General features: G+C 65.9%; 15 protein-coding genes. 4 read left to right on the forward strand and 11 right to left on the reverse strand.

Annotation, left to right across the window (positions count from 1 at the left end; translation table 11 throughout):
* Positions 1-107 precede the first annotated feature (107 nt).
* Both rpmJ and infA read right to left on the reverse strand, forming a co-directional pair.
* On the reverse strand, positions 108-221 hold the full coding sequence (gene rpmJ / locus Y710_RS00335) for a 50S ribosomal protein L36 (protein WP_009679193.1): 114 nt from the start codon (positions 219-221) through the stop codon (positions 108-110).
* A 107-nt stretch (positions 222-328) separates the two neighbouring features.
* Positions 329-550 (reverse strand): translation initiation factor IF-1, encoded by a 222-nt coding sequence (infA, locus tag Y710_RS00340; RefSeq protein WP_005187701.1) that lies wholly within the window; start codon positions 548-550, stop codon positions 329-331.
* A 204-nt stretch (positions 551-754) separates the two neighbouring features.
* Here infA and Y710_RS00345 point away from each other — a divergent pair, with 204 nt between their 5' ends.
* The 4 genes from Y710_RS00345 to Y710_RS00355 all read left to right on the forward strand — a co-directional run bounded on the left by Y710_RS00345 (position 755) and on the right by Y710_RS00355 (position 3,101).
* On the forward strand, positions 755-1,156 hold the full coding sequence (locus Y710_RS00345; RefSeq protein ID WP_045537174.1) for a phage holin family protein: 402 nt from the start codon (positions 755-757) through the stop codon (positions 1,154-1,156).
* On the forward strand, positions 1,153-1,317 hold the full coding sequence (locus Y710_RS18635) for a hypothetical protein (protein WP_156150438.1): 165 nt from the start codon (positions 1,153-1,155) through the stop codon (positions 1,315-1,317). Before Y710_RS00345 ends, Y710_RS18635 begins: the two co-directional genes overlap by 4 nt.
* Before the next feature lies 1 nt (position 1,318).
* A complete protein-coding gene (gene dtd / locus Y710_RS00350) occupies positions 1,319-1,771 on the forward strand; it encodes a D-aminoacyl-tRNA deacylase (protein ID WP_006895584.1) in 453 nt (150 codons plus the stop codon).
* 64 nt (positions 1,772-1,835) lie between these two features.
* Positions 1,836-3,101 carry a glycosyltransferase 87 family protein gene (locus Y710_RS00355; protein ID WP_006895585.1) on the forward strand — a complete coding sequence of 422 codons (1,266 nt, stop codon included), beginning with the start codon at positions 1,836-1,838 and terminating at the stop codon, positions 3,099-3,101.
* 182 nt (positions 3,102-3,283) lie between these two features.
* Here the strand turns inward: Y710_RS00355 and map are convergent, their stop codons facing one another.
* From map to rpsH, 9 genes are all read right to left on the reverse strand, one after another.
* Positions 3,284-4,078 carry a type I methionyl aminopeptidase gene (gene map / locus Y710_RS00360; RefSeq protein ID WP_006895586.1) on the reverse strand — a complete coding sequence of 265 codons (795 nt, stop codon included), beginning with the start codon at positions 4,076-4,078 and terminating at the stop codon, positions 3,284-3,286.
* 7 nt (positions 4,079-4,085) lie between these two features.
* Entirely contained in the window at positions 4,086-4,634 is a 549-nt protein-coding gene (locus Y710_RS00365; RefSeq protein ID WP_006895587.1) for an adenylate kinase, read from the reverse strand.
* On the reverse strand, positions 4,631-5,962 hold the full coding sequence (gene secY / locus Y710_RS00370) for a preprotein translocase subunit SecY (protein WP_006895588.1): 1,332 nt from the start codon (positions 5,960-5,962) through the stop codon (positions 4,631-4,633). Before secY ends, Y710_RS00365 begins: the two co-directional genes overlap by 4 nt.
* A 215-nt stretch (positions 5,963-6,177) precedes the next feature.
* Positions 6,178-6,618, reverse strand: coding sequence for a 50S ribosomal protein L15 (gene rplO / locus Y710_RS00375; RefSeq protein WP_006895589.1), 441 nt, complete (start codon positions 6,616-6,618; stop codon positions 6,178-6,180).
* 2 nt (positions 6,619-6,620) lie between these two features.
* Positions 6,621-6,800: a 50S ribosomal protein L30 gene (gene rpmD / locus Y710_RS00380; RefSeq protein WP_006895590.1), complete on the reverse strand. Its 180-nt coding sequence runs from the start codon at positions 6,798-6,800 to the stop codon at positions 6,621-6,623.
* 3 nt (positions 6,801-6,803) lie between these two features.
* Complete coding sequence (gene rpsE, locus Y710_RS00385; protein WP_006895591.1) at positions 6,804-7,448, reverse strand: 30S ribosomal protein S5; 645 nt, start codon at positions 7,446-7,448, stop codon at positions 6,804-6,806.
* Between the two features lie 37 nt (positions 7,449-7,485).
* Entirely contained in the window at positions 7,486-7,884 is a 399-nt protein-coding gene (gene rplR, locus Y710_RS00390) for a 50S ribosomal protein L18 (RefSeq protein ID WP_006895592.1), read from the reverse strand.
* 3 nt (positions 7,885-7,887) lie between these two features.
* Positions 7,888-8,424, reverse strand: coding sequence for a 50S ribosomal protein L6 (gene rplF, locus Y710_RS00395; RefSeq protein WP_045537169.1), 537 nt, complete (start codon positions 8,422-8,424; stop codon positions 7,888-7,890).
* 13 nt (positions 8,425-8,437) lie between these two features.
* Positions 8,438-8,836: a 30S ribosomal protein S8 gene (gene rpsH, locus Y710_RS00400; protein WP_006895594.1), complete on the reverse strand. Its 399-nt coding sequence runs from the start codon at positions 8,834-8,836 to the stop codon at positions 8,438-8,440.
* Positions 8,837-9,080: the final 244 nt, after the last annotated feature.

The raw sequence follows: 9,080 nt of genomic DNA on the forward strand, positions 1-9,080 counted from the left end.
GGCCTCTGCACCGGGGGTCGGCATCCGCGCGTCTGCGAATGCTGGTTCTGGGAGTTCTTCGATAACGATGTTCAGTTATGTGTCTTCAAGCGACCTGAAGAAGCTGATCAGCCCTGACGCTGCTTGTGACGCAGGTTGTCGCAGATCACCATGACCCGACCGTTACGGCGGATCACCTTGCACTTCTCGCAGATCGGCTTGACGCTCGGCTTGACCTTCACGTCAGCTTCTCCCTTTGTTCTCCTGTGGCGTGCCGCCGTAGGACTCGGCAGCACGGTGTCCGGGCACCACGAAGCGACGCATCGCTCCGGCACCGCCCGTACGAGGGTTACTTGTACCGGTAGACGATGCGTCCGCGGCCGAGGTCGTAGGGCGAGAGCTCCACGACGACTCGATCCTCAGGCAGGATGCGGATGTAATGCTGCCGCATCTTGCCACTGATGTGGGCGAGGACCTTGTGTCCGTTCTCCAGCTCAATGCGGAACATCGCATTGGGCAGGGGCTCGACTACGCGTCCCTCGACCTCAATGGCCCCATCTTTCTTCGCCATATCCTCCGCGATTCTCCGGCGACCGGCCTTACCGTGTCCGCCGACTCCAGCTTCGTCTATCCGCTACGGTGGCGTTATCGAACGGTCACCCCGGTCCGGTGCTGTGAGGCACCGGGCGTGGGCATGCGTGACCGCACGACGCACCGACGATCGAGTCTACGCCAGTTGCGGCGTTCGTTCCAAACGGCGTGCCACACTGGAGGCATGCGTGCATTCCTCATCCGCAGCGCCCTGACCGGCGTGGCCCTGTGGATCGCCACCCTCATCGTCCCCGGCGTCCACTTCGAGTTCGGCGACATCGAGTCGTGGTGGGCGAAGGTCGGCATCGTCTTCTTCGTCGCGGTGGTCTTCGGGCTCGTGAACGGTTTCATCAAGCCGATCATCCAGATCCTCTCGATTCCGCTGTACATCCTCACGCTCGGCCTCATCCACATCATCATCAACGCGTTGATGCTGGAGATCACGAGCTGGCTGACCCACAACGTCTTCCACCACGGTCTCGTGGTGGACAGCTTCTTCTGGGCGGCGATCTTCGGCGCGATCGTCGTCTCGGTGGTCGGATGGCTGACGGCCATGGTGATGCGCGACAGCGTCGAGAATCTGTGAGTGAGCGCCGCACCGTGGCGGTCTGCGGCCTCGGTGAGACGTCCGCGCGCTGCCATGGACTGCGGATCGACCTCGGTGTCGCGGCGATGGGAGCCTCGGCAGGCGCCGGGGGCCAACGGCGGGTCGGCGCATCGGTGTCCGGCGTGTACGAGTTGCTCTGACATGCGGGCCGTGATCCAGCGCGTCAGTTCCGCGTCCGTCACCGTCGACGGTGAGACCGTCGGCGCCCTCGACCTGTCCGGCGGGGCACTCGGTCTGGTCGCACTGGTCGGCGTCACCCACGACGACGACCGGGCCGCCGCGGCCAAGCTCGCCGACAAGATCTGGCGTCTGCGGATCCTCGACGGAGGTGACGACCGCCGCGAGGCCTCGGCGGCGGATCTGAACGCCCCGATCCTGGTGATCAGCCAGTTCACGCTGTACGGGAACACCGACAAGGGCCGGCGACCGTCGTGGAGTGCGGCCGCCCCGGGTCCGGTCGCCGAACCACTGGTCGACGAGGTGGTCGACGCCCTGCGCGCGCTCGGCGCGACCGTCGAGACCGGACGCTTCGGCGCGCACATGCACGTCGATCTGGTCAACGACGGCCCGGTGACGCTGATCCTCGACGTCTAGATCGGCGACACCGCCCGCCGCCTCGGCTCGATCCACTCCCCCGCGGCGCTGATACGCTGACGCGGTGCCGAACCCGCTGAGCCGAACGATCACCGCCCGGCACGGTCGCCTTCTCGGCCTGGCAGTGGCGCTTCTCGCGCTGAGCACGGTCATCGGCATTCGCTGGCAGAGCTACCTGGATCTGCACGTGTACCGGATGGGCGCACGGCTGTGGCTCGACGGTCAGTCGTTGTACGGCCCCACGCCTCTGGTGGACGGGCACGCCCTGCCGTTCACCTATCCCCCGCTGGCGGCGATCGTCTTCAGTCCGCTCGCGATGCTGCCGACGTTCGCCGCGGACGCCGTGATGTTCGCGCTGACCCTCACGGCGGTCGCACTGACGCTCTGGTTGGTCCTGGCTCGGCTCGCACCGAAGCTGGACCGAATCGACCGCGCCACACTGGTGATCGGCGCAACCGCGATCGCCGAGTTCGTCGAACCGGTCAGGCAGACCTTGAGCTACGGACAGATCAACGCCGTCCTGATGGCGCTGATCGCCTTCGACGTCCTCTGCCGGAATCCGAAGTGGCCCCGCGGGCTCCTCATCGGCATCGCGGTGTCGATCAAACTCACGCCGGCAGGCTTCCTGCTCTACTTCCTCCTTCGCCGCGACTGGCGCGGGGCGGCGACGATGGTCGCGGGGACGGTCGGCGCCGTCGCCGTCGCCTGGCTCGTGATGCCCGCCGATTCGGCGAAGTACTGGTTTCACACTCTCGGCGAGACCGAACGCATCGGCGCGGCCTATTACGCGGGTAATCAGTCGATCAAGGGCGCAGTGTTCCGGTTCGGCATGAGCGACAGTGTCTCGACCGCCGCGTGGCTCGTCCTGTCGGTCGTCGCCGTCGTGCTCGCCGCGGTCTGGATGAGCCGCCTCCTGGCGGCCGGGCAGCAGGCCACCGCGCTGCTGGTCAACGCCGCAGCGGTACTGCTCGTGTCCCCGGTGAGCTGGTCGCATCACTGGACCTGGGTGGCGCCGGCGCTTCTGATCGCGGTCTACGCGATCTGGACCAGACGCTTCGGAGGGATGCTCGTGGCCGCCACCGTTCTGGCGGCGGTGATCTTCGCAGTGGGCCCGCACTGGCTCCTGCCGAGCGGTCACGACACCGAACTCGGCTGGAGTTGGTGGCAGAGCATCGTCGGCGACGCGTACGTGTGGTTCACCTTCGTCGTGCTCGCCGTCGGTGCGGCGCGCTGGCGGTCGACCGCATCGGTGGAGGTCTGCGATGCCGACGCCGGTCGCAGCGGGTGTGACGGGGGTTTCGACTCGCTGCGCTCGCTCAACCAGCAATAGGACCGCTCGCTCAACCAGCGACAGGACCGCTCGCCCAACCAGCGATAAAGACCGGAGCCGGTGCCCACCCGCCCGCTGGTTGAGCCGCGAGGCGCCCTGGCGCCGAGCGTGTCGAAACCACTGACCAGACGACTGTGCCGCCGACCCGAACGGTCGGCGGCACTGTCAGAGGTGACTACGCGTCAGGCGGGGCGCGGAGTGAGGATTCGCGGACCGTCCTCGGTGACGGCGACCGTGTGCTCCCAGTGGGCCGACCGCGAGCCGTCGTCGGTGACGACGGTCCAGTCGTCCTCGAGCACCGTGGTGTCCGCCGTGCCGAGGGTGAGCATCGGTTCGATCGCCAGAGTCGATCCGACCACGAGCCGCGGCCCGCGATTCGGCTTGCCCTCATTGGGCAGGAACGGGTCCATGTGCATCTCCCGACCGATGCCGTGTCCCCCGTATCCCGCGACGATCCCGAACTCGCGGCCGAACTTCGCGGCCGCCGCGTACGTCCCGTTCTCGATCGCGTGTGAGACGTCGGTGAGGCGGTTGCCGGGGACCATCGCAGCGATCCCCGCCTCCATCGAGAGTCGGGTCGCCTCGCTCAGTTCGGCGTCGGCGACGGAGAGTTCGCCGATGCCGAACGTCCACGCGGAGTCGCCGTGCCAGCCGTCGAGGATGGCGCCGCAGTCGATCGATACCAGATCACCCTGCTCCAGCACCACGTCCTTGGACGGAATGCCATGCACGACAACCTCGTTGACCGAGCTGCAGATGGAGCCGGGAAAGCCGTGATAGCCCTTGAAGGACGGCACCGCACCGGCTTCGCGGATCACCGATTCGGCGATCTCGTCCAGATCCAGGGTGCTCATCCCCGCGGTGGCCGCGGCCCGGACAGCGACGAGGGCGGCGCCGACCACGGCGCCCGCCGCCTCCATCGCGTCCAGCTCGCCCGCGCTCCGAAACGGAACGGCCTTCGGCTTGCGGAAACCCACCGGTGGATCAGGCCTTGCCGAGAGCCGCGAGCACGCGCTGGTGGACCTCGTCGACCGAGCCCACGGCGTCGATCTCCGTGACCTGACCGGCGTAGTGGTCGAGCAGCGGCGCGGTCTCCGCGTCGTACACGGCCATGCGGTTGCGGATGACCTCTTCGGTGTCGTCGGCGCGACCGCGGGCGAGCATCCGCTCCACCACCACGTCGGTATCGACTTTGAACGACAGCACGCCGTCGAGCTTGGTCGACAGATCGTCGAGAATGCCCTCGAGCGCGACCGCCTGCTCGGTGGAGCGCGGGAAGCCGTCGAGGATGAAGCCCTTGGCCGCGTCCGGCTCCGCGACCCGCTCGCGGACCATGTTGATGGTGATCTCCGGCGGGACCAGATTGCCCGCATCCAGGTACTTCTTGGCCTCCACGCCGATCGGGGTGCCCTGCGAGATGTTCGCGCGGAACAGGTCGCCGGTCGAGATGTGCGGAATGCCGAGGGCCTCCGACATCAGTTCGGCCTGTGTGCCTTTGCCCGCTCCGGGCGGTCCGAGGATGACGAGTCTCACTTCAGGAACCCTTCGTACTTGCGTTGCATCAACTGGCTGTTCACTTGCTTGATCGTGTCGAGGCCGACGGCCACGATGATCAGGAGCGCGGTACCGCCGAACGGGATGTTCGAGGCGCTGCCGCCGCCGATGTCCATGAACAGGTTCGGGAGGATCGAGATGATGCCCAGGTACAGCGAGCCGGGCAGCGTGATCCGGCTGAGCACGTAGCTCAGGTAGTCAGCGGTCGGCTGGCCGGGGCGGATGCCCGGGATGAAGCCGCCGTACCGCTTCATGTCGTCGGCTCGTTCTTCGGGGTTGAACGTGACGGCGACGTAGAAGTACGTGAAGAAGATGATCAGCAGGAAGTACGTGACGATGTGGAACCAGCTGGACGGGTTGATCAGGTTGTCCTGAAGCCACAGCTTCCAGCCGGCGGCCTCGCCGTCGTTGCTGTTCGTCAGCTGAATGATCAACTGCGGGATGTACAGCAACGAGGACGCGAAGATCACCGGGATGACGCCCGCGGTGTTGACCTTGATCGGCATGTACGTCGACGAACCGCCGTACATCTTGCGGCCCACCATGCGCTTGGCGTACTGAACCGGCACGCGGCGGGTGCCCTGCTCGATGAACACCACGGCCACCAGGATGAGCACGATCGCCACGCAGACGAGGCCGAAGGCCAGGCCGCCGCGCTGCTGCAGGATAGTCCGGCCCTCAGCCGGGATGCGGGCGGCGATGCCGGTGAAGATCAGCAGCGACATGCCGTTGCCGACACCGCGCTCGGTGATGAGCTCGCCGAACCACATCACCAGACAGGCGCCCGCGGTCATCACCAGGACGATGATCGACAGGCCGAAGACGCTGGTGTCGTTGAGGATTGCGTCTGCGTTGCAGTCGGCCCCGTTCGACGGCAGGAGGTTGCCGGTGGCCGCCAGCGCGACGATGCCCGTCGACTGGAGCAGTGCCAGCGCCACCGTGAGGTAGCGGGTGTACTGCGTCATCTTGGTCTGGCCGGACTGGCCTTCTTTTCGCAGCTGCTCGAACCGAGGGATGACGACGGTGAGCAGCTGAACGATGATGCTGGCCGTGATGTACGGCATGATGCCGATCGCGAACACCGACAGCTGCAGCAGTGCGCCGCCGGAGAACATGTTGATCAGCGAGTAGATCTGGCCCGAGTCGCCGCGGCTGGCCGCATCGACGCAGCTTTCGATCTCTTTGAAGTCCACGCCGGGCGACGGGAGCGTCGTGCCGAGACGGTACAGGATGAGGATGCCGAGGACATAGAAGATCTTCTTCCTCAGGTCGGGCGTCCTGAAGGTCGCCACGAGGGGGGAAAGCACTAACTCCTCCTATAGCACCGCAGACTCGGTGGGCACGTGCGCCTCATCGTGCATTGGCGGTCGACTCGGAAATGACCGGGGCGTCCTCAGCCGGACGCCCTCGGTGAAACTTTAACAGCCCCAGAACCGCCACCGGTCAGGTGAGCGGCGCAACGACTCAATAGTCGTGCGTCGCAACACCTGACCGGTTCGGCAGTTCTGCATGCGGCGAAGGCTCAGGCCTGCGTCGCGGTGCCGCCGGCAGCGGCGATCTTCTCCTTGGCGGAGCCCGTGAACTTGTCGGCGGTGATGTCGACCTTCACGGTGAGCTCACCGTCGCCCAGAACCTTCACGAGCTGGTTCTTGCGGACGGCGCCCGCGGCGACCAGATCGGCGACGCCGATGGTGCCGCCCTCCGGGAACAGCCGCGAGATGTCGCCGACGTTGACGACCTGGTACTCCACGCGGTTGCGGTTGGTGAAGCCCTTCAGCTTCGGCAGGCGCATGTGAATCGGCATCTGGCCGCCCTCGAAGCGGGCCGGAACGTTCTTGCGCGCCTTGGTGCCCTTGGTGCCGCGACCGGCGGTCTTACCCTTGGAGCCCTCACCGCGACCCACGCGGGTCTTCTCGGTCTTCGCGCCCGGAGCGGGGCGAAGGTGGTGCAGCTTGATGGTCATGACTAAACCTCTTCGACTGTCACGAGGTGACGAACCACGTTGATGAGGCCGCGGTTGATCGGGGTGTCCTCGCGGGTGACCGTCTGGCGGATGCCCTTGAGCCCAAGGGTGCGCAGGCTGTCACGCTGGTTCTTCTTGGTACCGATGGTGCCCTTGATCTGGGTGATCTTCAGCTCAGCCATGGCTTATGCTCCCTTGTTCGCTGCGGCGGCCGCGCGTGCGCGCAGCATGCCGGCGGGGGTGACCTCTTCGACGGTCAGCCCGCGACGAGCAGCGACCTCTTCAGGCTGCTGCAGCATCTTGAGTGCGGCGACCGTGGCGTGGACGACGTTGATCGCGTTGTCCGAGCCGAGGCTCTTCGCGAGAACGTCGGTGACACCGGCACATTCCAGGACGGCACGCACGGCGCCGCCCGCGATGACACCGGTACCCGAGCTGGCCGGGCGGAGCATCACGACACCGGCTGCGGCCTCACCCTGAACCGGGTGGGTCACGGTGCCCGCGATCAGCGGGACGCGGAAGAAGTTCTTGCGAGCCTCTTCGACGCCCTTCTGGATCGCCGCCGGGACTTCCTTGGCCTTGCCGTAGCCGACGCCGACCATGCCCTGGCCGTCGCCGACCACCACGAGAGCGGTGAAGCTGAAGCGACGACCGCCCTTGACGACCTTCGACACGCGGTTGATGGTCACCACGCGCTCGAGGTGGTTCTTCTCCTCGCGCTCGCGGTTGCGGTTGTCGCGACGATCGCCGCGGCCGCGGCGCTCACCGCGGTTGTCGTTGTTGTTGTTTCCGGCGGGTCCGTTGCCGCCATCACGCTGACGTCCGGGCATCAGAGGTCGCCTCCGTTAATCATCTTGGTGGTCATCATCAGAACTGCAGTCCTCCCTCGCGGGCGGCGTCGGCCAGAGCCGCGATGCGGCCGTGGTACGCCTTGCCTCCGCGATCGAAGACGACGGCCTCGATGCCTGCAGCCTTGGCGCGGGCTGCGACGAGCTCGCCGACCTTGGCGGCCTGAGCCGACTTGTCGCCACCGGCGGCGCGCACGTCAGCCTCGATGCTGCTGGCGGCGGCCAGGGTACGACCGGTCAGGTCGTCGATGACCTGGACGTGGATGTGACGGCTGCTGCGCTTGACGGCCATGCGCGGACGCTCGGCGGTGCCGTTGATCTTCTTGCGCAGGCGGAAGTGACGACGGTTGGTCGCGGTGCGACGGCGAGTCGAGACGTCCTTGCCGATGGGCTTGCGAACGGTTGCTGTTTCACTCATGGCTTACTTACCCGTCTTTCCGACCTTGCGGCGGATCTGCTCACCCTCGTAGCGAATGCCCTTGCCCTTGTAGGGGTCCGGACGACGCAGGCGGCGGATGTTCGCCGAGATCTGGCCGACTAGCTGCTTGTCGATTCCCGAGACCGAGAACTTGGTCGGGGACTCCACCGCGAAGGTGATGCCCTCCGGAGCCTCGATCGGCACGGGGTGGCTGTAGCCGAGGGCGAACTCGAGGTCCTTGCCCTTGGCCTGGACGCGGTAACCGACACCGAAGATCTCCATCTTCGTGGTGTAACCCTGGGTCACACCGACGACGAGGTTGTTCAGCAGCGAACGGTTCAGACCGTGCAGGGCACGGTTCTCGCGGTCGTCGTTCGGCCGGGTGACGACGATGGCGTTGTCTTCCTTCGCCACCGCGATCGGCGAGGTGACCGTCAGGCTCAGTTCGCCCTTCGGGCCCTTGACCTTGACGTCCTGGCCGTCGATCGCGACATCGACGCCGGCGGGGATTTCAATGGGATTCTTACCAATACGCGACATTCTCTACGCTCCCCTACCAGACGTAAGCGAGGACTTCGCCGCCCACGCCCTGGTTTGCTGCCTGGCGGTCGGTGAGCAGACCGGACGACGTGGAGATGATGGCCACGCCGAGGCCGCCCAGAACCTTGGGCAGGTTGGTGGACTTTGCGTACACACGCAGACCCGGCTTCGAAACGCGGCGGAGGCCGGCGATGCTGCGCTCGCGGCTGGGGCCGTACTTCAGGGTCACGGTGAGCTTCTTGCCGACCTCGGCGTCTTCGACGCGGTAGTCGGTGATGTAGCCCTCGCGCTTGAGGATCTCGGCGATGTTCACCTTGATCTTCGACGAAGGCAGCGAAACCTCGTCGTGGTACGCCGAATTGGCGTTACGCAGACGCGTCAGAAAGTCTGCGATCGGGTCAGTCATGGTCATGGTTGACCGTCAACCTTTCTCGTAGCGGTTCCCATACAGCGGTGTCACCGGCATCACTGCCGATCAGCACTGGTGGGCCTTCCACGAAGTGGATAGTTGTGCATTGTTCAACGCCTGAAGATGCCATTGGCTTTTCACCGGCACCGTCAAGCTGTATGAAGTTGTGGGCCCTGGGGGCACACTTCACCCAGGCAACCTGAAACAGTGTAGTGAACGCGCTGGCAGAACCCAAATCGACCGCGGC

Origin of the sequence: Gordonia sp. QH-12, assembly GCF_001578675.1 — a bacterium.
In the GTDB taxonomy this organism is placed as follows: Bacteria; Actinomycetota; Actinomycetes; order Mycobacteriales; family Mycobacteriaceae; genus Gordonia; species Gordonia sihwensis.